We start from the raw sequence: 25,192 nt of genomic DNA, 5'->3' as shown, positions 1-25,192 counted from the left end.
CTATGGTCGTCGATAGCCTTTCAAACCATGCGCTATACCATTCACTCAGCCCAAGACTCGCCAAGGCGCTGACTCATTTATCTGAAACGGATTTTTCAAACGTTGAAGTGGGTACTTACCCTCTTGAAGGCAAAGATATATTTGTTATCGTCAATGATTATCATACCAAACCGAAACAAACTGAACCTTTTGAAGTCCACCAGCGTTATATTGATGTGCAATATGTTGTCAGTGGTGAAGAAGAATTTGGTTATTTGCCCCTTGCCAACCAAACACCACTGGCGCCTTATCATCAAGAACATGATTTTACTGAGTTTGATTATGAATCTAATCAAGATACAGCGGCATTTATTCCACTAAAAGCGGGCATGTTTGCCTTGTTTTTCCCAGACGATATGCATATGCCAGGCACCTCAGATATTGCAACCGCTGTCAGAAAAGTCGTCATCAAAGTAAAGATTTAATCTTGCTTAAATGCTTAATCACAGCTGCAATAGTTTCAGGCCACAAAATGTGGCCTTTATTTTTTAAACTTAATCACGATGTTTTTAATCAAGTTTACATTCAAAATGCTTAACTAGGCTTTTACTTCTGTATCACACACCTCCCCTTTTCATGCCAGTTTCAAAGCTATTCGCACGTCCATTACCCTAAGCCCCCTAACAGCCCTCAGCTTAGCTCAATCTAAAGTTAAACCTGATTAAAATGTGATCTTGATCAATATTTACAACCTGCTAATATAACCTCAAGAAATTAGTTATAACTAAAAACTATATAAACTAATCAACGGAATTGAGTCGCACCCTATGAAAAATACATCACCACTGAGCCAAATATATTTAGACGCCAATGCCACAACACCTGTATTGCCCCAAGCGGCAGCAGCGGCTGTAAACAGTATGAAAGTGTTATTTGGCAACCCAAGCAGTAGCCATATTACAGGGCTTAAAGCTAAAGATTTAATGGAGCAAACTCGCGCTAACGCCAGAAAAGTCATCGGCGCAGACACAGGTAATGTGATATTCACAAGCGGGGCGACTGAAGGGATCCAAACGGCGATTATCTCAGCCCTTGTTGAAGCGAAAAAATCCCTTGATTCAGATAAACAATATAGTTTGTTATATGGCGCCACAGAGCATAAAGCAGTGCCCGAATCATTAAAGCACTGGAATCAAATCTTAGGCATCAATGCTGACATTAAAGCGATTCCTGTTGATGGAATGGGAAATTTAGACAAGCAATTTATTGAACAAGAAGCCCCAAGCGCATTAATGATTTGTACTATGGCGGTAAATAATGAAACTGGCGTTTATCAGGACTTGCTCGCACTTGAACAAGTCATTCGTCATGCTAACAAACATATTTTTTGGATGGTTGATTGTGTGCAGGCGCTAGGGAAAACCCCATTAAACCTAGCGGAAACTACCATTGATTATGCCCCTTTTAGTGGCCATAAATTGTATGCACCTAAAGGCATTGGCTTTGTGTATATACGTCAGTCAGCACCATTTACCCCTATCATTGCTGGTGGCGGCCAAGAAAGCGGTTTGCGTTCAGGCACAGAAAACCTACCCGGTATGGCAGCTATTAACGTCATTTTTGAAATGTTACTCAATGAGCAAGATAGTGTATTTGCTAGCCTCGATACCCTAAGAGGTTATCAAACACAATTAGTGAACACGTTAAATACCGCTTTTCCTGAAGTGGTATATAACCATAGCGTTGAAAACAGCGTGCCAACTACAATTAACTTTGCAATTTCAGGGTTTAGCAGTAAAGAAATCATGGATTTATTTGATGCGGCTAACATTCGTGTTAGTTCAGGCTCTGCTTGCTCATCAAAAGTCACTCGCAGTTTTGTACTCGATGCCATGGGATTACCTGCCTGGCAAAGTGAATCAGCAATTCGATTGTCATTTGGTCCTGCAATTACCCAGACAGAAGTTGATCAAGCCTGTCAACGCATTACCTCTGCAGCCAAAGTATTAACCCATAGCTGTATGATTTTAGACAATGGTGAAATTGATGAAAAGCAGCCGCTCAACGGTTTAGTGCAGCTAAGATTTGGCTCCAATTGCACTTGGGTATACGCCGACCAACAAAGCAAACAAGCCTTTATTATTGATCCACTGCCAGAGCTAAACGATCGCTTAGATACCTTATTGCAATGCCAGCAGTTGGAACTGGTGGCTGTAATCGACACCCACGGCCACGCCGACCATCAATCAGGCCGAACTTTCTTAGCCGATAAGCACCTACCTACTCAGCAAACTGATGCATTAGGTTGGCCACAAGCTTGTTTGCAGCATTCGCAACTTCAATACATTGAAATAGGTCATCAATGGCTAGTTAAAGTCGCTACACCTGGCCACACCGATGACAGTATTACGCTATTACTGTGCAGTCCATTCAAGGATAAAAACGACATTAAACAACAGTGTCAATTCGCCTTTTGCGGCGACACCGTTTTAATGGGCAGTTTAGGTCGAACAAACTTTGATTCAAGTAGTGCAACTGACATGTTCTCAAGCCTTAAGTTGATACATAGCTTGATTGGTAGTGATACGCTTATATGTGCTAGCCATGATTATAATAATGAGTTTACAACTCATCTCAGCGCAGAATGTCAACGTAACCCACTTTTAAGAAATACCCTTAATGGACAGCTCGACGTATACGAGTTTGAAAAGTTAAAAGCTGATTTGGACAGCCATCTTTGCGATCAAACTGGCAGCGAAATTATGTGCGGAGCATTAACTGACAGCCAGTTAGCGGGGCAAGCTATTGTTGAATATAACCATCAGAGTTTGAACTATGCCTTAGCCAATGATGAAGTCACATTAATTGATATCAGAGAACCTCACGAGTACGCACTGCAACACACTGAAGATTCCAGTGAAAACGTTCCGCTCACTCGCTTAGTGCAGTTTATTCAACAACAGCAACAGCAAAAGCATCATAAATGGGTATTAGTCTGTCGCAGTGGCAGTCGCTCATTTGTAGCAGCTCAAGCTATGCATCGTTTAGGATTTGATAATGTTGCTCATCTTAAGGGCGGATACGCATTAAGTAGTTAATCGGTGTAAGGGTTAGCACTAATGGCATTCATCAAACCAATGAATGCCATTAAACCAGTCACTGGCGTAACCACATTCAATATGGTGTGTTTTCGTAAAGCCCTACCAAGCTTGTGTCCCAAGATTTGTTAGCAGCTTCAGTCAGGTATTGATTTCTAGATTTGAATCAAATCTTAATCAACGTCTAAATCAACGTCTAAATCAAGGTCGTGGCGCTTCGCCCACACCAGACTAAAAGGGAGTGAACTGCGACTCCCTCTTAGAACACCCCGCAGCTCCGGCGAAATTTAAACAGCAAAATTTCCAACGGAGAATCATCCAGCTTTTAACTTCGTTTGATGCTAACTTCTGACTTATTCGAAAATGCTAACGCTTCCGATGGTGCATCCCTGCACCGCGAAAGCTAGCCTGAAGTCCTGTCAGGCTCACGCTATTTTCTCTGCGTCCCCAATTCAAATGGTGCCTTTTAGCAGATTAGATACTTAATCTTTTGAGCCTTTCAGCTCTTTTAGTTGTCACGAATACAGTCAAATCGAAGAGATAATAATCCCAGTGTAGATGCAGCAGCGAGCTTCCAAAACAAGGATGTTTTGGCAGAGCCTACATGGATGTACTTGCGGCGTCTCGCAGTTGTATCTGCACATAAGCCTGCGGCAGGCAATGGGTTAGGTTGAAGTTATGGTCTTCCGTAATTTAGCCAATAAAAATGAAGTATAAAGTTGGTGCTGGTAACTCGGAATTGTCCAAATATTTGCTAGTGTTTGTGAAGCCAACATTGGTAATAAAGTAACATGCCTTATGAGCGGGTTTATCAATGGCAATCCATTTCTCTGCTGATGCTTGTTGCACGATTAAACGCTAGCTTTTCCCTCGCAATCAGCAGTCATTGCTGCACTGTCCGCGCTTAATAAACCACTTCAGGCTTTTTAGTTATTGGTCGCTTGGTGATTTCTTGTTAAAATCGCAGCAAATTTATAGGAGCGTTTAACAATGGCAATGTATGTAGTGGGTCATAAGATCCCAGATTCAGATTCAATCTGCGGTGCAATCGCACTAGCTTACTTAAAAAATCAAATTGAAGAGCCTGCAATTGCAGCACGTTTAGGTGAGCTTTCACCTGAAACAGCCTATATCTTAGATAGATTTGGTTTTGAAGCACCAGAATTCAAAGAAAGCTACGCAGGCGAAGAAGTTTACATCGTTGACCATTCAGAACTTACCCAAGCACCAGATGATATCGCTGAAGCGACTATCGTGGGTATCGTTGATCATCACAAATTAGGTGACTTAACAACCTCTACCCCGCTTGAGTGTTGGATCCGTCCAGTAGGCTGTTCAAATACAGTGATTAAAATGATGTACGATTTCTACCAAGTAGAAATCCCAGCTAATATCGCTGGCATCATGATGTGCGCTATTTTAAGTGACACGGTTATCTTCAAATCGCCTACTTGTACCACTGCTGATATCCGTTGTGTTGAAGCATTAGCTGAAATCGCTGGTATTGAAGACTTTAAAGAAGTCGGCATGGAAATGTTCAAAGTAAAATCAGCAGTTGAAGGCACACCAGCCCGTGACCTTGTATTGCGTGATTTTAAAGACTTCAACATGAACGGTAACCTTGTGGGTATCGGTCAGCTAGAAGTTATCGACTTAGCAGTATTTGATGATATCAAAGCAGATTTAGAAGCTGATATTGCAGCACTAAAGGCTGAAGGCAATCGCCACAGTGTTTTATTATTGCTAACTGACATCATGAAAGAAGGTTCAGAAATGTTAGTGGTTTCTGACGATGAATTCCTTACAGAAAAAGCATACGGTAAAGCCAGTGTTGATGGCCGCGTATGGTTAGACGGTGTATTAAGCCGTAAGAAGCAAGTTGTACCATCTCTACAAGATGTGTTTGCATAAATTGCAGAAACTGCGAGTCTTCAATGTACCTCGCTAAAACGAAAAAAGCTGAATCATTTGATTCAGCTTTTTTGTATCAAAAACAAAATGCAGCGTTAGCACTTAAGAATCGAGAGTTAAAAACATAAAGTATCAATACTCACGATTAATGTGTTTCGGTCAGAAGTTCAATCCAAGCCTCTGAATCTGCAACCATAAACTTGTAACTTTTATGATTGTTTAACTCTATTTTAATCGCATCAGCGGTTACGGGTAATATCCCGCCTCCCGTTCCCCAGCACTTTTCAACCTTCTCAATATCAGTGAGTGCAATCTCATACGGCCCCATTTCAAATATCTTATTTGAAGCTTCAAAATACAAACGGCTTTTAGTTAACGATAGCTGGCCATCTCCACTAAATGCCCCATTCTGCGCAGTAGCAAATGTAGACCTTACAACTGTTTCATCACCAAAATCTATTGTACTCATTGGTCATTCCTCACCTTGTCGCTCACTGATATCACCGTTAATATTGCTCGCTGTTCTCTAACAATAAATAGATGTACTATCAGTTAGCATCACCGATATTACTGCTATCATTAGCCATAAATTTCATTTTACTGAATTAATTATAGTCGGCTAAAGCTGAACAGCCATTGAATAAAATAAATATGAATAAGGCGATTATGAATACCCTTAAAGTACTTTTGATAAGTTTGAGCATACTTAGTCTGACTGGCTGTATCACAACCCCAGAAATGAATAGTGAACATGTCGCAGTCTTGTGGTCAGAACAAGGTGATATGGATATCTGTGAACTAAAAGGGACTCTTATTGGTTCACAGGGGCATTGGTATGATTATCTGTTTATTACCAATAAAGATTTAACTCAAGGTGCTATTAATCAATTAAGAAATGATGCTCTTACACTAGGCGCTAATACGGTATTTCTTTATAAACCAAAAGTCTTTACCACTTCAGTCACCTTGTTAGCTAATGCTTATACCTGTCCAGCTAACGTAACATAGTCAACCCCTATATCAACTCAACATTGATATAGGCATTGAAATTATTTTAATATCACTTTACATCCATACAGTTAGCATAATAAGTGACTTATGGGGCCCGTCTACTCCATAATTTCATCTACAGCAAACAAGTTTATTAGCATTTAATAATACAAAGAGTCCCATTAATGGGTGAACTCTCCGACTAACTGTAATAATCTATTTTAAATAGCTAACGGATAACTTGTAATAGTTCATAGGCGTCAAACCTTACTGAGATAATGTTTGCTCAAAACCGCTCATTTTTAGGATGATAAATGATTACTCACGAACCCAATGCACACTATATGGCCAACCCTAACCGATATAAAAATATGGCTTACGAACGATGCGGGCGCAGTGGCATTTTGTTACCTAAGCTCTCCCTAGGGTTATGGCAAAACTTCGGTGAAAACGACTCTCGAGTCAATGCTGCTAACATGCTTCATACAGCCTTTGACTCTGGTATAACCCATTTTGACTTAGCTAATAATTATGGCCCTAATTATGGTGCTGCCGAATCAACTTTTGGTTCAATCTTTAAACACGACTTAACGCCTTATCGTGATGAATTGATTATTTCTAGCAAAGCGGGTTATGACATGTGGCCAGGCCCTTACGGAATGGGTGGATCACGTAAGTACTTGGTATCAAGCTGCGATCAAAGCCTTAAACGCACTGGCTTGGACTACTTTGATATCTTTTATCATCATTGTATGGATGCTGATACGCCATTAGAAGAAACCATGCAGGCACTGGATTACATTGTGCGTTCAGGCCGTGCTTTATACGTCGGGATTTCAAATTATCAACCTCAGCAAACCCAACAAGCCATTAAGATACTGCAAGATTTAGGTACTCCTTTATTAATCCATCAACCACGCTATAACCTGTTTGATCGCTGGATTGAAAATGGTCTTACGGAAGTGCTAAAAACTGAAGGCGTTGGCTCGATTGTATTTTCGCCTCTGGCGCAAGGCTTATTAACCAGTAAGTACCTCAATGGTATTCCTAAAGATTCTAGAGCAGCACAAGAACATCAAATTTACCTCGCCGAAAAAGACCTCACTTCAGCAAAAATAGCAAAGGTGAAAGCCTTAAATGAACTAGCACAGCAGCGTGGACAATCGTTAGCGCAGATGGCCATTGCATGGACACTGAATAATGAAGCTGTAACAACCTGTTTAATTGGTGCCAGTCGTCCGGCGCAAATTCTCGACTCTGTTAATGCACTGAATAAGCTAGACTTTAGCCAACAGGAATTAACTGCAATCAATAACATTCTAAAGGAATAGGATTTAAACGATGAACAGCCTAATCAATGATAAAGCAACATCTGGCAAACCACTAAAACACCGTGCAAAAGGGGCTATAGCCATGACAATGATGATAACCGCATTAGCCCTAGTTAACCCTGTTGCCGCTGAAATTAATCCCGCACAGCTTGCAGATATAAAAGCGATCAAAATTAACAACAGCCAGGTGATAACCGCAGGTTTGCCGACAAGCTCTGAGTTTGAAACGCTCAAACAAGCAGGCGTTGAGGTCGTGATTAACTTAATTCCGACCAATAATCCTAACTTTCTTGCTGAAGAACCCGAATTAGTAAACGATTCAGGGATGAAATATGAAAACATCGAAGTCGATTGGCAGCAGCCAACAATAGAAAATGTTGAGCAGTTTTTTAATGTGATGGAACAAAACAATGATAAGTCGATTTTAGTGCATTGCGCCGCCAACTATCGCGCCTCAGCATTTTACTATTTGTACCTAGCTACCCAAGGTATCGATGTTTCTGGAGAAGTACTAGAAGATACATTATCGCCTTGGGGGGACTTACAACAAAGCTTTGAAAAATACCCACAATGGCAAGCACTCATTGAACAAGTAAAGCTCAAATATACAAATCAATAACCTAAGCGTTTAAGGGAAATCTATCCGTGGCAGTCCTACATCTTAGCTGCTTGCACTTGAGTGACTTAAGCAGCCACGATGATGTCCATCAAGTTTCGCGGATAATGCTTTACACGAACTGCAGCTTAAGCGCCTTTTATAGTTCTTTTCAAAAAACTCTGAAGTTCGATTTTCTAGGCTCTGGAACAATTCTTGATTGAGTGCCGTTTGCCACTGATATTGAGCCATCAATCTCGATAAGTGGCGGTAACATGTCGTAGATTGATCTGACAAAAAGTCTGGTGAAATCAATTTACTCTCAAATTGAGTCAGTGACCCTGTTAAGTAAAAAGCTATCCCTTGAACCAACTCTTTGGCTTGTAAAGGTGTTGCTGTTAGTTCACCATTTTCAATAGCTAATTGCACCGCATCAGTTAACCATTGCCAAAACGAATTAATACGTTGTTTGAATAGCTTTACTTTTTCATCACTTGCTAACTTCCAAATCATTGCATTAACAGAAACAGACCGTAAGGTAAAAAAGCTTCTGCTTCTTTTAATGGTTTCAAAAGTAAATAAAATAGGTAGCAATAATCTTTCTTGTGCAGATAGTTGAGGATTTTTTTCTACAAATAGCGGCATGTAATTTGAAGTCGCACTGCGTAAAAACAAGCACACTAAAACATCTTCTTTGCGTTCAAATAACTTATACAAAGTCCCTGTTGAACAGCCGACATCTTTAGCTATCTGTGAAAATTTGAATGACACAATCCCTTGAGACTCAATCAAAAGCTCTGCAACATCTAAAATTTGGTCACAGCGAAGTTGAGTCAATGTTTCTGTAGGACATTTCATAATGCATACCTAATATTTGATTAACTCAATTATCATCCTTATTACTCTTTATAGGTATAACATCGGTAGATAATCGGGATTAAGTTCACGCTCATTAAGCTTTTTTATTGGTCTTTGTGATTCAGTTCATATCTTATTTCAATAGTGATAATTAACTCCCGTTTATTCACGTAAAAACGCATTGATAACTCAGTAGTTCATGAACAATGTTCTTGACCCACTTCACGAATAAAATTGCCCCCCCAAAAAAAGCGTGATGCCATTCAAATTTGAACAGCATCAATTTGTTTATCTTAGTCGCATCAAAATGTGAGGAAAGATAAATGCACAACAGACGTAACTTTTTAAAATTAAGCGCAGGTGCTGCAATCGGCGGATTAACTGCAGCCATGCCAGCTAGCGCACAACAAAGTCAATGTGAAGAAATTAACTGGGATGAATCAGTTGATGTTCTTGTTGTTGGTTCTGGGTTTGCAGGACTATCGGCTGCTATTAATGCCAAAAAGCAGCAAATCGGTAGTGTACTTGTATTAGAAAAAATGCAGGTAATTGGTGGTAATTCTGCAATTAATGGCGGTTGGTTAGCGATTCCTCAAAATCCAATTCAATTAGCTCAAGGTATTAACGATGATTCTCCAGAAGAATTAGTTAAAGACCAAATTATCTCAGGCAGAGGCATGCAAAATGTCGATATGCTGAGAACCATCGCGAATCGTTCATTAGATTCTTATGACCTATGTATTGAAACCGGTGTGAAATTTCGCGAAGGATTTAACATCCAAGTGGGTGGTCATAATAAAGCGCGCGCTATCAGAACTCAGCATGGTACTGGCGGTGATATCACCACTAAATTATTCGAAGCAGGTAAAAAGGTAGGCGTGGAATATCGCTTACAACATTACATTGAAGACTTCATTATGGACGGCCAAGAGATCGTTGGTGTGAAGGTAAGACAGAATTATCGTTACCCAGATCTTAAAACGGGTAAAACAATCTATATCAAGGCTAACAAAGCCGTTATCCTCGCGCACGGTGGTTTTGCCCAGAATATGGAATTACGCCAAATGGTCGATCCATCACTGGATCCAACATTAGATTGTACCAATGCTCACGGCGCTACAGGTGAAGTAACCTTAACCGCAATGGCTAACGGCGCCCTACCTGTCCACATGAACTTAATCCAAACCGGTCATTGGGGTTCTCCTGATGAAGGCGGATTCGGCTGGTCGAATGCATTACTTTCGATTGGTTGGCACCAAGGAGCAGCTATTAGTGTACTTAATGGCAAACGCTTTATGGATGAGCGTGCAGATCGCAAGACCTGCTCTGAAGCGATTATGAAAAATCGTTATGAAGACAACAGTCCAGCCTACCCAATTGTGCTGTTCAACTATGAGAACTATAAAGACGACGACCGTGTTGTTCGTTCATTACGTGACGAAATGGCTTGGAAATTGGACTCATTGGATGATGTTGCCAAGAAGTTTAGTATTTCTGCGACAGCGTTGAAAAACACAATTACTGAATATAACCAGCATGTTGTAGACAGAACCGATCCGTTATTCAACCGTAAGATGGACACTGCAGAGGTATTAACAGGGCCATTTGTTGTTTCACGTATTTGGCCAAAAGTGCATTACTGCATGGGTGGATTAAAAACAGATTTAGGTGGCCGCGTGATTGATGGACGCTCAATGAAACCGATTAGAAAAATGTATGCCATCGGTGAAGCTACTGGCGGCATTCATGGTGAAGCTCGCTTAAGTTCGACCTCATGTCTTGAGTGCTTAGCAATGGGCATTATCGTTTCTGAAACTATTAAATCTGATCTGTAGGCTGAACCACCATGAAAAAATTATTACTAGTCGCTTTTTTATCTACTGCGTTTTTAGCCACCGCTAATGCGGGTGAGCTATATACCGTCAAAGGAAAAACGCAAGGCAGGGTGAACCACGAGATGCTTTATCAAGATGGCTGTAATGCTTGCCATCAAGGTTCACCAAGAGCGAATACCACAGATGAGGCCTGTGTGGCATGTCATGGCACTGTTGAAACAATTGAAATTGATGAATCAATTTTAGCAGTACCAGAAGCACACCCACACAAGTCTTTGCATTATAACCAAGGCGCAAGCTGTTTAGCCTGTCATAGCGAGCATACAAAAAAAGCTCCTACCTGTGCTGACTGTCACCGTACTTGGTTCCATGAAATGTAACACAACAATAAAACAACAATGATTTTATAGGGAACGAGAATGAAGAAAACCGCCAAGTTTATGTTGTCGATGGTGGCCACAGCGATTGCTATGTCTTCTGCGCCAGTAATGGCTGAAGAACAAGAAGATGGTATTAACATCGGGGGCGCAGTGCGCGTCAATTATGCGTATAGAGATTACGACGAATCTAATAAAGATAAATTAGGTGAGCTTGATTTCGATATGGCTGCCATTAAGTTTGATGGTAAAAAAGATGACTGGGGCTTAGCTGCTGAGTACCGCTTTACCGCAAACACCAATTACATCAAATATGGTTACGGCTATTATGATATTGATCCGAATTGGCAGCTACAAGTCGGTATTAATAAAGTGCCCTTTGGTAACCCTGAGTTTATCTCTAACAGTTGGTGGTTTGGTTTACCTTACTACTTAGGTTTTGAAGATAATCACGATGTGGGCATTAAAGCCTCTTACGACAATAATGGCTGGAACACTGATTTCGCGTTCTACAAAAATCCTGTTTACAGTGCAACTGAAAACAAGCGTTATTCAGCGTCATTATTCAGTGGTGAAATCAATGGCACTGAATATCATAACGAAGAAACCAATGGGTTTAACTTTAGACAAACCTATACCTCTGAGTATGAAGGTGGCTCTACAACGTTTGGTGGTTCTGCTCAATATGGTCAAATCTATAACAGTGATACAGGTAATATGGGCGACCGTTATGCTGTAGCGTTGCATTTAGATAGCACTTACAAAGGCTGGAACTTGCAACTGCAAGCGATGCAATACGAATATGACGCGGCTGACTCTGCTGACGACAATAAAATCGGTATTGCAGTGGTGAGTTGGCAATATGAAATCGCTTCTAAAGGCCAGGCCTATAGCGCTAACATCGCTAAAACCTTCGCCACAGATTTCGGTAGCGTAAAATGTTACAACGATTTCGGTTTAATGACCCCAGATGTTGCTGATGACAGTTATGACAACAGCATGCAAAACGTCACAGGTTGTGCGATTTCTGCTGGTGCAACTTACACTATGATTGACTTTATTTTGGGTAAGAACATGACGTTTTCTACCGCTAATAATGACCACGTAGGTTTACCTGAGTTTGGTAATGATTGGGACAAACGTATTAACATAAACTTTGGTTACTACTTCTAATGAAGTCGTAATCAAAACCGTTACCAACGGTTAATTCATTACTCTCAAACAGGCAGGAACTGACTCTCTCGTTTCTGTCTGTTTTATTGCTCACTTTATCAATCAAACATTGTCTTTATCAACTAAAACCAATGTCATAAACCACTAAGCAGTAATCACTCCAACTATGAAAACACCTTCAGTTAAACTGCCTCTACTGGCCTGTATGGCGGTAGTTGCTCATTCTTCACATGCCATGGATGTCGAACTCGGTGGGTTCATTAAAATGAACGCTCGCTATGTGAGTGGTGATGTCGAATTTCAAGACTTATGGACTGGTGGAGGTTCAATTTCTGAGCCCACTAAACGGACACAATTTAGTGCTCAAGAATCACGATTAAATCTTGCTATATTTTCCGAGGAGGTAAAAGGTTTTATTGAAATGGATTTTGTCGGTTCCTCTCAAGGTAACCCAGTTATTTCAAATTCATACAGCCCCCGTCTACGGCATGCTTTTATCGAATATCAAGATGTTATGGCAGGGCAGACTTGGTCAACGTTAGTCAATACTTCAGCCTTTGCTGAAACAGCAGATTTAGGCGGGCCATTGGTTGGTCAGGCTATGGTGAGACAAGCTTTAATTCGTTACACCCATAACGATTGGCAATTTGCACTTGAAAACCCTTATACCTACGGTACCGATGCAGTCACTGAAAGTAACGACTCAAGCCAACAAGAGTGGATTGATACCCGCAACGACTATGTACCTGATCTCATCGTACGCTATAACAAAAAAGGCGATTGGGGCAACATATCAGCATCAGGCATTATTCGTTATCTCGATCCTGTTGATACCCAGCAATTAAGTAAAGGTATTTCAGTGGCTGGAAAGTTTAGAACCTTCGGCAAAGATGACCTTCGTCTACAACTACATTATGGTCATTTAGGGCGTTATGTAGGGACTGATGCCGCAAAAGATATTATTGATGGTGAATTAGAAACCACGCTGTCAGCTATGATGGCTTATCGCCATTTCTGGACTCACAGACTCCGAAGTACCGTTTTTATAGGCCATACAACGACAGAAATTGAGCGCACTCGTCGAAATCATTTTGGCGCGAATATATTTACCAATCTTACTCCTGAGCTCTCTGTTGGTTTTGAAGTGGGGCAATACGCCATTAACGATAAATCGCCGAGTTACAGTAATGAATTAGTAGACACTGGACAATCACAATACGCCCAGCTCAGTATGCAATATTCATTTAGGTAATAAATGTGGAATTTAATTTCAAATTGCAGGGTTAAAAACCTATTTCGTATAATTGTTCGTATTTATAAACCAATTAAACTTATAAAAATTGACCAACAACAATAAATCAAATGAATATTTGAACATATTCTCAATTACTTAAGATTAGCGATACTAGTCACGAATAAAATTGTCGTTGCGATACCTGCGTGATCTATTTCACCTTTATGTTACCAAGATGAATTTATAGTTAAGTCATAGCAAAAGTAAAGATTAATATCTCACAGTTCCAACTAGGATAAACAATGAAACTTAAAATGATTTTTGGTATTGCTGCGCTTGCATCAACAGCTGCTGTTGCGCAAGGCCCACAATGTAACCATGCACAACTTCCTTACCAACAAACAACACCAGTACCATTTGACAGCAGTGTTCATGCTCCTCAAAACACTATGCCAGTGCAGTGTAGTAACCCTGAAGTTGAAGCATATATCGCTGATTGGGAAGCTGGCAAGATTGATTTCAACACTATCCAAGCCAATGACAGCATCGCTAAAGATCAGCGTTTCTGTAAAACACTGGATAATGAAGGCAACGTACTTGAAGCTAAAAACTGTGAAGTTGCTAACTCTCCAGTAGGATACATCTGGAAAGACTTGGCTGATTCACCAGTGGTTATCGGTATTACTAACGGTGGCAAGTCAGATCATGAGCCTCATTTCCACGGCCAACCTGAGTGTTATTACGTGGTAAACGGTGGCAGTAAAACGTTAGCAGAAAACAAATTCCAGCCATTGGAAAAAGGCCAATATTTCTATATCCCAGGCAATGCTATCCACAACACACCAATCCTTGAAGATAAAGGTCTTGGCGTAATGTACTGGTATCCAAACAATGCTAATTTCAACGGGTTTAAATACTACTGGCGCCGTGATGTGAAAAACCTTCGCGTTGCAGAAGAAGCCTTTGACCGCGTAGATGAAATCCGTAAGCGCGATCTAAACTTAGGTCCTTACGGAACAAATGAAGCAATCTTTAAAAAGTAAATAGCGACTAGCTTTTATAATTTATCGATCGTTAAGTATTTAATAATCCCCATTTAAATATCACCTCCAAATATAAGTGGCCTACTTTTAATATTAAAGTAGGTCACTTTTTTATGTTTTAAAAACAAAAACGGCCACTTTCTTGTTCCAGAAGCTTTAAATTAGCGGCCCTAGTTTTCGTTCAAATGTTTTGTATTGATTAGCATAAATGGCTAAGCGTCAGAAACAAAAACGGCCACTTTCTTGTTCCAGAAGCTTTAAATTAGCTGACCTAGTCTTCGTTCAAATGTTTTGTAGCGATTAGCATAAATGGCTAAGCGTCAGAAACAAAAACGGCCACTTTCTTGTTCCAGAAGAAAGTGGCCTAGTGTTATTTTTTAACAATAAAAGGATGAAGTAATATCGCTAAATTGAACACTGATCTTGCTATTTTTACTTATCACTTCTTCGTTTAAAAACGCCTGTCTTAAATAACGTCTTATCAATAAAGAAGCGTGTGATTAATTGCAAAGAAGTGTTCCAGACTTCCTACTCTAAATCACACTACATACTGGATTTTTAGCATTAAAAGGATGAAGTAATAATGCTAAAAATCAGTACCTTGTTACACTCAAGAAAACCAAAGGGTTACCATATACCCGCAGTGCAGTGACAGATAGCCCTGTTACTATTTTTAGTATTGGTAATCGAATTGCAGAGTGAATTCTGTTCCTGGCTCTTTTGCGTATACCACCACGTTTTGCTGATCGTATTCGGTAGTTTCGCCTAGGATATTCTTCACTTTAAATTTCACCCCAAAGCTTTCTGTTGGCAGGTAGCTGTATGTGAAATCTAAACTATGAAAAGGTTGCTCATAAACATCATCTAACCCGCCGCGTCCGCCATAAGCAATACGTTCACCAAACACGTTGTATACCAGTGTCGCACTATGTGATTCATTGGCTGAATCATAGCTAAACTGCATGTTGGCAACCCACTCAGAGTGACCTGTCATGCGGCGCTTATTATTAGTTGGGTCAATCTCACCATTCGCTAAGATTTCAATTTCTGAATCACTTAAGGTTAAGTTACCCGCGACAAAGAAGTCTTCCCAGAATCCGCCTTCTGTGCCGATAAAGCCAAGGTCATGTAAAAACTCGGTTTCGATACCATAAATAACGCCTGATTCAGCATTGTAAAACTTGAGCTGACGACCGGCTTCAGAAATACGTTGAATCGCTTCAATCGGGGCATCGACGTCTTTGTAGAAACCGCCAACACTTAAGTTTGCACCATCTTCTGAGTAGTATTCCCAACGTAAATCCAAGTTGTAAATATCAGAGCTTTCAAGCTCTGGGTTACCGAAGAAATCAAAACCAGTAATAGGGTCTTGGAAACGTACTGGCGCAACTTCACGTAAGTCAGGGCGCACCAATGTTTTACTTGCACCAAATCGCCACTGACTCACATCAGATGATTTCCAGGTTAACGACATTGATGGGAACCAGCCATCTTCAGCGATAGCATAGTCTTCCATGTCATAACGACCACCTTCATCTGAGATTTCGCCATCAGGCGTTAGTGGTAATGTCACTCGGCGGAAATCTTCATAGCGAACACCTGCAACAAAGCGCCATACGTCATCAAAGTCGATATCAAGATTCACAAACCCTGCATCAATCATTTCTGCAGCAATGTAATCTTCGGTGTCTGTTGAAGCATCTTTAAGTTCTAAATCAAGCGTGTCATTGGCAATATTGTCATCAGAGAAAATATTATCAAAGTCAGTTGATAGGATGTCGCCATTAGGATCGGTTGGACTTAAGCCAACATCAAAACCTAAACGTGTTGCATAGCTTTCACGGGTACGCTCAAAGTATTCGTAACCACCACTAATTTTTAGCACGTTCATGCCAAATTCAAACGGTAGGGTTAAATCGAACTTGTAATTTTCGGTATTATCATCAAGGCGGCTATAAACATATTTAGGCGCATCTTGAGTATTCAAGTTGCGGCTTGTCATGTTATTAGCATCATCAAACAATACGTTATAAGTGTACGAAAGCTCATTAGGTGCATAACGCTTAGAGCTTGCGTTTGAATACATCCAATTAGCTTCTAAGTCCCATAGATACTCAAAGAAATGGTTACCCTGAATTTGGTTACTAATCAGATTACGTTCTTCATAAGCCACATCGTAAACTTGCAGAGCATTAGGCTCTGAAATCGTATCGATGGTTTCTTCAATTGCCACAGATACATCATCTGAAGTGTCGCGCAGGTAAGTTGAGAAGGTTTGAATTTTATGGTCGTAACCTATTTCTAAACCTAAATTGAGCATGCCAGACATTTGCACAATCGAATCGGTACCCATAACATCTTTTGAGTTTTCGATTTGCACGTTGTCAGCATCACCCGCTAATTCCACTTCCGTTTTGGTGTAGTTTTCAGCTTGTTTCTTATAAGAAACTGCCGACATTGCGCCAAAAATAATGTCATCAGTAATATCCCAGCGATCGCCAATAGCGATGTTACCGCGAATACCTGGGTCAGTGCTTTCAGTAAATACCGTCATATCACGATACATATCACTGGCTAACCCACGGTTAATTTCCTGCGCCTCGGCAAAATCAATGGTACCGTTTGAACCAGTCACGATATCAATTGGGCTGATCCCGCCATACATATTATTGACATCATTAATGCTGTTAGGCATTGAACGAGTGCCGTCATCTTGGCCCATCCAGTCGTCACCGCCACCGTTATAAGTGAAAGTGTCATCAGAATCGTTGGTGTTGTAACGGCCACCTAAAGACACTTTAAAAAAGAAGTCTGCAGGTATGGATTTAGTGCGAATATCAACATGACCACCACCAAATGCTGCTGGCGTACTGGCTGTACTGGCTTTTTGTACTGATAGTGACTCAATAATAGAGGCTGGGAACATATCCAGCGGCACCACGTTACGAGTTGGGTCTGCTGATGGCACAACAGCACCATTTAAAGAAGTACTTGAATAGCGTTCGCCCAAACCACGTACGTAAATAAACTTGCCATCTTTTAGTGTCAAACCGGTCACACGGCGCAGCGCTGCGGCGGCGTCACTGTCACCGGTACGAGAAATTTGGTCTGCACCCATGATGTCAACAACCGTTGGTTGTTCACGACGTTCTTCAACTGCTGCTGAAGCAGAAGTGCGCAAGCGACCCGTTACAGCAATCACTTCAATTGGGAAATCTTCACCTGGATCAACCGCAGGCGTTTCTTCCGAGTAAGCTGGTAGTGTTGTAAAAAGAGAGGCTGCAGAAATGGCAGTGACAACAGCTAGACTTAGCTTGTTAGCGATAAAACTCGGCTTGGTTTTCATAGCGTTTTTCAATCCTGTACACAGTTCAGGTTGCGCCTTCGTCTTGGGAAACTCTATTTACATGGCTTACACAGACGAGGCAGAAAGTATTGTCTTATTGACTCAATATCACTTACTTAAACCCTGAGATAAGGGTTTAAATTAATGCCAGCAAGCACTGCTTGCTGGCATTATCAGGGCAGATTTACTTGATAAATGCCCAACCTTCACGCCAGTCAGTCTGGCCATCGAATGCACCGATATAATCAGTTGATTCGAAGAAAGTATCAGTCGTGCTCATATCAAGACCAGTACCCAGTAACACAGTGTCAGTACCTGCTGGCATGCCATCTGTTAATGTGACTTCTTGTGCAGAGTTACCTGTTTGCGCTAGGAACCACGCTTCGGTATCAACCGCATCAGTTGTCGCATCATTATCTGAGCTGTATTTAAATGGCTCGTTACAATCGATTACTGAGTGAGAAATCATTAATGAACCATCATTAACATTGTCAACAAGACCGGCATACGTACCGTCTAGCTCTAGACACTCACCTGATTCAGTCTCCGAAGTTGAACCTTTACGACCTTGAATCAATAGGTTGTGGATTGACGCTGCTGTAGCAACACGAAGGATAATCCCTTCACCTTTGTCGCCACTGGCATTTTCAATGTCAGTACCTGGAAGGATGGTCACGTTAGAGATAGTTGGGTTAGACACTGGTGTATCGTCAGTTCCTTTATGGCTATCACCTTCAAAACCACGGTTTGCTTGACCATCTTCATGAGTGATATACACATATTGTGCTTTACCCTGCCAGCCATTAGTCCAATCTAAGCTGTCATCGAAGTTGTCAGTTAAGTAAACATATTTAAGGTTGACTGCACCGCCCCAGAACTCAACACCGTCATCGCCATTAGCGTGAACTTGGATATGGTCAACTTGCGTACCGCTACCTACTGCCGCAAATGAGATACCGTTCATTTCTTGAGTATCGTTCACTTTAAAGCCAGCATACTTAACTACCACATAGCTGATTTGACCGCTGTTATCAGCATTGTCGTTACCGCCGTATGGGAAGTCGCCCACTTCGAATGAAGCATCACATGCATCTTTATCAGGACAAGTATTGGTTTCGCCGTTACCAAGAAGTACTAAACCACCCCATTGGCCACGCTCACCTTCTGCACCCGCAATCACATCTTGCTGCGAAGTCATCACGATTGGATGTTCAGCACTACCTTGAGCCATGATTTTTGAGCCACGGCTAATCGCGATGTAGCTGTTATCTGTTGCAAATAACTGAGTACCAGCTTGAATGGCTAATGTTGCTGAGTCAGTTTTATCACCGCCAACAACCACTGCACCGCCATCCACTTTGTACATCACGTTTTGACCAGCAAGCAGTGTTGTATTCGTGGTGATGTTACCTTCGATTGAACAGACTAAAGTCACGCTGTCATCTTTATAAAGGCCTGCAACCACATCTTCTGCAGTTGTGCCAACTGGGCAAGAGGTTAATACTGGTAATTCAGTTGGCGCTGGCGCTGCGTCTTCATGGATCGCAGTTGTCCAGCCCGTAGTCCAATCAGTTGTACCGTCGAATGCACCGATATACTCAGCATCCATTAAACGGTCATCCATGTTAGCTAAATCTGCTGCACCGCCAGTTAATGCCACTGAAGATGAGTTAGGCATGTAACCAGTTAGGTCAGATGCACCCGCTAGGTTACCTTCTTGCTCAAGGAACCATTGCTCAACGTCAAGTGCAAGTTCGCGACCTTCATCAGCATCTGGTTTTGCATTTTTAAACGGCTCAACACAGTCGATTAAGCTGTTTTGCATGTTTAAGTTGCCAGCTTCTGCAGTAATAACTGTGTTGTCATCATTCACTTCTAAACACTCGCCAGATGCCACATCACCTTTAACCAGCATGTTGTAAGCGTCTACTGCAGTGCCTTTACGGAATAAGATACCTTCAGCATCATCGCCGCCACTGTTAGTGCCATTAGCCACTTGAATAGTAAAGTTAGCTAAAGTTGGACGAGATTGAGGTTCTGCGTCTGCGCTGCTGTTACTGTCAGCTTCAATACCACGGTTAGAACCGTTATCTTCTTGACGGATATATACGTGTTGCGCGCTACCTTGCCAACCGTTTGTCCAGTCTAAAGAATCATCAAAGTTTTCAGTTAACACAACGTGAGAAAGCGATACGTTACCGCCCCAGAACTCAACACCGTCATCGTTATTTTTATGAATTTGGATATGGTCAACAGTTGTGCCCGCACCGACTGCTGCAAAGCTGATACCGTTCATTTCTTGTGTATCGTTGATTTTAAAACCACCGAACTCAACGCGAACATATTGGATAACACCTGAGTTATCTTCAGTGTCATCACCACCGTAGCTGTGACTTCCTACTTCAAATGCAGCATCACAACTGGTTAAATCAGGGCACGAGTTAACTGGTGCGTTACCTAAAACAACTAAGCCGCCCCATTGACCCGCTTGACCTTCTTGACCCAATGCTGATTCAAGTGATGTAAATACGATAGGTTCATCTTCTGAACCTTCTGCCATGATTGTAGAGTCACGACTAATCACTAGGTAAGATTCACTGCCACCCACAATTTTAGTGCCAGGCATGATAGATAATTCAACTGAATCGGCTTTATCGCTACCAGCGATAACTGCGCCATCTAGCATCCAAACAACATCGTTACCAAGAATAATATTGTCACCATCTTGGCCGCCAACATTCACTGTCGATGCAGCAGTAGAAGGTGCTAATGTGCCTGACAATACCCAAACTTCTTTACCGTCGATTGCTGCAATAGTTGCACTCTTCTCAGCAAAACCACCGTAAGCAGCTTCCTGATCTGAAATGTCAGGAGTTGTAGGACCTGGGTTAGTTGGCGTTTCACCGTCTGAACCTGTATCGATATTAATGTCACCACCACAACCAGCAAGTAACAAAGTTGCAGAAAGTGCTGCAGATACAGCATTAAGTTTAAAAATGTTTTTCAGTTCCATTGTCATCTCCGAGGACGGATTTAAGCGTGTTAAGTAATTCGGCTGGACGACAAACTAACCCTCAAAAATGACAAAAAGACTGCGCAAAAATGACAACAACATTTCATTAACATGAAGCAAATATTAAAATCTAACAAAGACAATAACTTACAACTTGATACAGCTTGTTTTTATTGTCACATTATTAACAATTATTTTACCGAGGTAACGTTTGGTACAACTTTAGAGGGGGCGACTGGAGGAAAAATAAACTAAAACTCAGGTGGAAAACTTAAAAACAGACCTACATCTGACCTAAAATAGACAGTCTATATTGACTGAAAATGACAATATTATGACTGTCGAAACAGGCTCTTTAAGATGAAGTTATAAATGATTAAGTTAAATAACAAAACTAATCACCTTTAGATTTACGGTATCAATCAACGTTCATCACCAAAAGAAACCTGTAGATAACAGATTAAATCGATTAGTACCGATTTAAAAACTAAAGAAACCACGTAAATGATGCCATATTGATGGTGATATTATTCATTTAGTCAATATTTTACTTAAGCTTATTTGTGCTTCACCATAATATTAGCAATTGTTAATGTTAGTACTATTAATATTAACAGCTTACAATATTCAAAATATAAACTGATACTTCAACTGTCATTTTTCAGAAACGAACAGACTTGGTTCATTTCCCCAAATTAGAAGTTCACAGCATCATTCACATCAAGGACAAGGAATGTTATTCAATACAAATAAGTCACTCACACAACGCACAACTGGCAAAGGCTTTACCCTGATTGAGTTAGTGGTGGTGATTATAATTCTTGGTATTTTAGCCGTCGTTGCGGCGCCAAAGTTCATCAACCTACAAAGTGATGCCAAAATATCTACCGTTCAAGGTGTTAAAGCGGCAATACAATCATCACTGGATTTAGCCTACTCACGGGCAGCCATTGATGGCGTTGAAAAAGACGACCGCAGTGTGATTGATTACAATGGTGAAGTGATTGAGATGAAGCTTGGCTATCCAGAAGCATTTGGTGAAAATGCGGGTGGCGGCTTACCACAAATGCTGGAAATAGGCTCTGAAATTGATTTCTGTTTTGGTAGTGGAACCTGTACACCTAATGTTGAAGTTGGTTCGTCTAATGTTCGCTATGGTTATGATTTAGATGATGAAACGATAAACTGTCATGTTCGTTATATTGAACCAACTGGCACCAATGGTTCAGATACCACTTATACGTTAACGGTTGATATTTCAGGTTGTTAGCCACCGATGTGGTTTTATGTAGATAAAAAATAGGTTTAGCCGTTCAAGCTAAACCTATTTTTTGTTAACAAGCCATACTAAATCGCTGCTTTATCTTGCGTTTTCCATTGTACGGCCAATAATCCCAGCACCACCGCCACACCAATAACGCCAGTGCCAAATGGATTAAACAACACCCAAGGGACAGTGGCGATTGCAACCAGTCGTTCAACTGTTGAAAGCGGACGTAAAAGGTAACCTTCAATCGATATCGCAATAGCCACGATAATGCTAGCGGTCTGAATAATCGCGAAGGTAAATGCCATCATGCCTGCATCAGGATTAAGCAAATCGGTATAGGCCATCATAATTGGGATTATGAACAAGCCACCTGCTAGCTTAAATGCCTCAACAGATGACTTCATTGGGTTGGCATTTGCCACCCCAGCTCCCGCAAATGCAGCCAGCGCAATCGGTGGGGTTACATTTGAAGTTTGCGATAACCAGAACACAATTAAGTGCGCTGTTAATAATGGCAAACCAAAGTCACCCAACATTGGCACTGCCATTACTGCCAGCACAATATATGCTGCAGTCACAGGTAATCCCATGCCTAACACTAATGCCACTATGCTAATTAACCCAAGCGCCACCAGCATGTAACCGCCCGAAAAGTCCATTACAAATTGAGTAAACTGTAGCCCAATACCGGTTTGCCCTACTACACCAACAATGATGCCTGCGGCGCCACAGGCAACTGAAATTGGTAGCGCTAATAACGCGCCATTTTTCATGCCTTCGATAAACTTTTTAAGACCTATTCGGCTGTGTTTTCGCAGTGCTGCTGTCACTAAAATTGCCGCGCAGCCTGCAACCCCTACTAGCAATGGTGAGTATGCCATCATCAATAATGACGTGATGATAGCGAGCGGAATAAGGTGATGAGCGCCGTGTTTCATTACCTCAATGATGGCCTCAGTGCGACTCGCCGCTTTTAGGTTCAACTTGCACGCCATTAAATGCACATAAAGTAAGGTACAGAAGAAATACAAAATGGCAGGCGCAATGGATGCCAACATGATTTCACTGTAAGGCACACCAGTAAACTGCGCCATCACAAACGCACCTGCACCCATAATCGGCGGCATAATTTGACCACCTGTTGAAGCCGAGGCTTCAATCCCAGCAGACTGCTCAGGTGTATAGCCCAGTTTTTTCATCATTGGAATCGTCACTGCGCCAGTGGTCACAGTGTTTGCAATTGCCGAACCTGAAATTGAACCTAATCCAGCAGATGCCAATACAGCCGCTTTTGCAGGGCCGCCGCGATATTTACCTGCAATCGAAAAAGCTAAATCAATAAAGAATTTACCTGCGCCAGTGACCTCTAAAAATGCACCGAACAGTACAAAAATAAACACGGTTGTCGCCGCAATACCCAAGGCAGAACCGAAGACACCATTAGCAGAATAGATTTGGAATTGAATCAACTCTTGTAGTGAATACGCCTTAGTCGCCATTGCTCCTGGCAAGAGATCACCAAAGCCACTATAAGCTAAAAATACGCCAGCAATCAGCACCATCACCCAACCAACGGTACGTCGACAACCTTCTAATAATAAGAGTAATAATGCACTACCTGCGACTAAGTCGGCTGTACCTAAACCATAAAGCAAATGGTCAATATCGTTATAGTCAAAAATCGACATCCGATAACCGGCAAACACGGTCACGCCACACAACGCAAGATCGAATACCCTGCCAAGCATATAGCCTTTTTTACGACGATTTTTAACTAATGGATAATGTAAAAAAATCAGAATCAACACCCAACACAAATGAACGGGGCGAAAATAGGTTGCTGATATAGTTGAGGTAATACCTTGCCAGATTTGAAATGATGATAAGAGTACTGCGATAACTAGCGTAGTGTAGCCAATAATTTTAACGGTTCTTTCATAAGGAAGAGCGCTGGCAACACCTGCGTCAATATCGACCTGTTGCTCATTATCCCCACTCACATACTGCTCGGCTTTTTTGCCCTGTTCTTGGGTCATAGTTTTTCCTCTTTGCCAATGATTGAGTTAAGCCACAATCAATGACCTAAATATACAAAGGCAACATTACGTTGCCTTTGTCTTTTTCACGTTCACCTAAAGGTGTTATAACGACCTAGAAAACTAAGTTAGTTTACTTAATGCTATCTAAATACTTTTGCGCACCAGGATGTAATGGTACACCTTGTAGTCGTTCAGCATTTTCAGGTGTTGTCGCTTCTGCAACCTTAACCACTTTTTGCACTTCTGACATGTTCTCAAAAGCTGCTTTAGTTAAATTAAACGCCATTTCATCGCTCATTTTGGCGCTAACTACAATCACGTTCCACACACTTAATGTCGGCACTGCGCCTACATTGTTGTATACATCAGCAGGAATGGTGTAATTACTGTAAGCAGGATTTTTATCAATGAAAGAGGCACTTTCATCTGCCGATACAGGAATAATGCTCACTTTATGAGTTAACGCCACTTGAGTAACCGCGCCAACACCTTGCCCGCCAACAATAAAGCCAGCATCAATTTGGCCATTGGCTAATGCATTGGTCGTTTCTGAATAGTTTAGGTACACCGCTGTGATGTCTTTTTTCACATCAATACCAATAGACTCAAGTAATGCAGCAGAGGTCACCGCTGTACCACTGGCAGGAGCGCCTAAAGAAATACGCTTACCTTTAAGGTCGGCTAGTGAAGTAATACCAGACTTTTCAAGACTGATTGCGTGAACTAAATTTGGATATAGTGCAAATAAGGTATTCACAGGCATAGCACTTCTGAACTTACCTTCACCTTTATAAGCATCAAGCACAACATTGCCCATCGCAATACCTGCAACCATATCGCCGCGAACCACTTTAATGGTATTTTCAACAGAAGCGGCTGTCACTTCAGCTTTTACATTAACCTCTGGGACTTTATCAGACCACACTTTCGCTAATGCACCACCAAATGGGTAGTAAATACCACTTTGGCCACCAGTACCTATTGAATAGTTTTCTGCTTGAACCGCAGATGGCAATATTAATAATATCGCTAAAACTAATGCACGATGAAACATAGCCTTCCCCTTAATTTCAATCACGTCCTAATATTAGGATATGATT

Annotated in this window: 18 protein-coding genes; 12 read left to right on the top strand and 6 right to left on the bottom strand. The window is 41.3% G+C overall.

All coding sequences use genetic code 11. From position 1 onward, the window contains the following. The first annotated feature begins 2 nt into the window (after positions 1-2). The 3 genes from BCU84_RS12875 to BCU84_RS12865 all read left to right on the top strand — a co-directional run bounded on the left by BCU84_RS12875 (position 3) and on the right by BCU84_RS12865 (position 4,988). On the top strand, positions 3-464 hold the full coding sequence (locus tag BCU84_RS12875) for a YhcH/YjgK/YiaL family protein (RefSeq protein ID WP_102528490.1): 462 nt from the start codon (positions 3-5) through the stop codon (positions 462-464). 342 nt (positions 465-806) lie between these two features. Next, positions 807-3,077 carry an aminotransferase class V-fold PLP-dependent enzyme gene (locus BCU84_RS12870; RefSeq protein ID WP_102528489.1) on the top strand — a complete coding sequence of 757 codons (2,271 nt, stop codon included), beginning with the start codon at positions 807-809 and terminating at the stop codon, positions 3,075-3,077. 990 nt (positions 3,078-4,067) lie between these two features. Beyond that, the gene (locus BCU84_RS12865; protein ID WP_102528488.1) at positions 4,068-4,988 is read left to right on the top strand and encodes a manganese-dependent inorganic pyrophosphatase; all 921 of its coding nucleotides are present in this window, start codon (positions 4,068-4,070) and stop codon (positions 4,986-4,988) included. Positions 4,989-5,133: 145 nt separating this feature from the next. Here the strand turns inward: BCU84_RS12865 and BCU84_RS12860 are convergent, their stop codons facing one another. Then, on the bottom strand, positions 5,134-5,457 hold the full coding sequence (locus BCU84_RS12860) for a hypothetical protein (protein ID WP_102528487.1): 324 nt from the start codon (positions 5,455-5,457) through the stop codon (positions 5,134-5,136). A gap of 197 nt (positions 5,458-5,654) precedes the next feature. On the opposite strand from BCU84_RS12860, the gene BCU84_RS12855 reads away from it, so the two are divergent. The 3 genes from BCU84_RS12855 (at position 5,655) to BCU84_RS12845 (ending at position 7,928) form a co-directional block, all read left to right on the top strand. Further along, positions 5,655-5,996, top strand: a complete 342-nt coding sequence (locus BCU84_RS12855; protein ID WP_102528486.1) for a DUF4156 domain-containing protein — start codon at positions 5,655-5,657, stop codon at positions 5,994-5,996. 296 nt (positions 5,997-6,292) lie between these two features. Continuing rightward, positions 6,293-7,309: an L-glyceraldehyde 3-phosphate reductase gene (gene mgrA / locus BCU84_RS12850; protein WP_102528485.1), complete on the top strand. Its 1,017-nt coding sequence runs from the start codon at positions 6,293-6,295 to the stop codon at positions 7,307-7,309. A gap of 10 nt (positions 7,310-7,319) precedes the next feature. Further along, a complete protein-coding gene (locus tag BCU84_RS12845) occupies positions 7,320-7,928 on the top strand; it encodes a protein tyrosine phosphatase family protein (RefSeq protein ID WP_241906430.1) in 609 nt (202 codons plus the stop codon). 42 nt (positions 7,929-7,970) lie between these two features. Here BCU84_RS12845 and BCU84_RS12840 read toward each other — a convergent pair whose 3' ends face one another. Continuing rightward, positions 7,971-8,762, bottom strand: a complete 792-nt coding sequence (locus BCU84_RS12840; protein WP_102528484.1) for a TetR/AcrR family transcriptional regulator — start codon at positions 8,760-8,762, stop codon at positions 7,971-7,973. A 323-nt stretch (positions 8,763-9,085) separates the two neighbouring features. Between BCU84_RS12840 and BCU84_RS12835 the strand changes: the two genes are divergently transcribed. From BCU84_RS12835 to BCU84_RS12815, 5 genes are all read left to right on the top strand, one after another. Beyond that, complete coding sequence (locus tag BCU84_RS12835) at positions 9,086-10,597, top strand: flavocytochrome c (protein ID WP_102528483.1); 1,512 nt, start codon at positions 9,086-9,088, stop codon at positions 10,595-10,597. A gap of 11 nt (positions 10,598-10,608) precedes the next feature. Then, positions 10,609-10,977 (top strand): cytochrome c3 family protein, encoded by a 369-nt coding sequence (locus BCU84_RS12830; RefSeq protein ID WP_102528482.1) that lies wholly within the window; start codon positions 10,609-10,611, stop codon positions 10,975-10,977. A gap of 39 nt (positions 10,978-11,016) precedes the next feature. Next, positions 11,017-12,147 carry a hypothetical protein gene (locus tag BCU84_RS12825; protein ID WP_102528481.1) on the top strand — a complete coding sequence of 377 codons (1,131 nt, stop codon included), beginning with the start codon at positions 11,017-11,019 and terminating at the stop codon, positions 12,145-12,147. 166 nt (positions 12,148-12,313) lie between these two features. Beyond that, the gene (locus BCU84_RS12820) at positions 12,314-13,399 is read left to right on the top strand and encodes a hypothetical protein (protein ID WP_102528480.1); all 1,086 of its coding nucleotides are present in this window, start codon (positions 12,314-12,316) and stop codon (positions 13,397-13,399) included. A 284-nt stretch (positions 13,400-13,683) separates the two neighbouring features. Beyond that, the gene (locus tag BCU84_RS12815) at positions 13,684-14,424 is read left to right on the top strand and encodes a cupin domain-containing protein (protein WP_102528479.1); all 741 of its coding nucleotides are present in this window, start codon (positions 13,684-13,686) and stop codon (positions 14,422-14,424) included. Between the two features lie 673 nt (positions 14,425-15,097). Here the strand turns inward: BCU84_RS12815 and BCU84_RS12810 are convergent. Both BCU84_RS12810 and BCU84_RS12805 read right to left on the bottom strand, forming a co-directional pair. Next, positions 15,098-17,770 (bottom strand): TonB-dependent receptor, encoded by a 2,673-nt coding sequence (locus tag BCU84_RS12810; protein WP_102528478.1) that lies wholly within the window; start codon positions 17,768-17,770, stop codon positions 15,098-15,100. Between the two features lie 184 nt (positions 17,771-17,954). Further along, on the bottom strand, positions 17,955-20,783 hold the full coding sequence (locus BCU84_RS12805) for a hypothetical protein (protein ID WP_102528477.1): 2,829 nt from the start codon (positions 20,781-20,783) through the stop codon (positions 17,955-17,957). 733 nt (positions 20,784-21,516) lie between these two features. Here BCU84_RS12805 and BCU84_RS21110 point away from each other — a divergent pair. Further along, positions 21,517-22,053, top strand: coding sequence for a prepilin-type N-terminal cleavage/methylation domain-containing protein (locus BCU84_RS21110; protein WP_102528476.1), 537 nt, complete (start codon positions 21,517-21,519; stop codon positions 22,051-22,053). Positions 22,054-22,130: 77 nt separating this feature from the next. On the opposite strand, the gene BCU84_RS12795 is transcribed toward BCU84_RS21110, so the two are convergent. Then, complete coding sequence (locus BCU84_RS12795; protein WP_102528475.1) at positions 22,131-24,089, bottom strand: TRAP transporter fused permease subunit; 1,959 nt, start codon at positions 24,087-24,089, stop codon at positions 22,131-22,133. Positions 24,090-24,222: 133 nt separating this feature from the next. Then, positions 24,223-25,146 (bottom strand): TAXI family TRAP transporter solute-binding subunit, encoded by a 924-nt coding sequence (locus BCU84_RS12790; protein ID WP_102528474.1) that lies wholly within the window; start codon positions 25,144-25,146, stop codon positions 24,223-24,225. Positions 25,147-25,192 lie beyond the last annotated feature (46 nt).

Source organism: Shewanella sp. 10N.286.51.B7, from assembly GCF_002873615.1.
Taxonomy (GTDB): Bacteria; Pseudomonadota; Gammaproteobacteria; order Enterobacterales; family Shewanellaceae; genus Shewanella; species Shewanella electrodiphila.
This window is presented reverse-complemented; position numbering and strand designations above follow the sequence as displayed.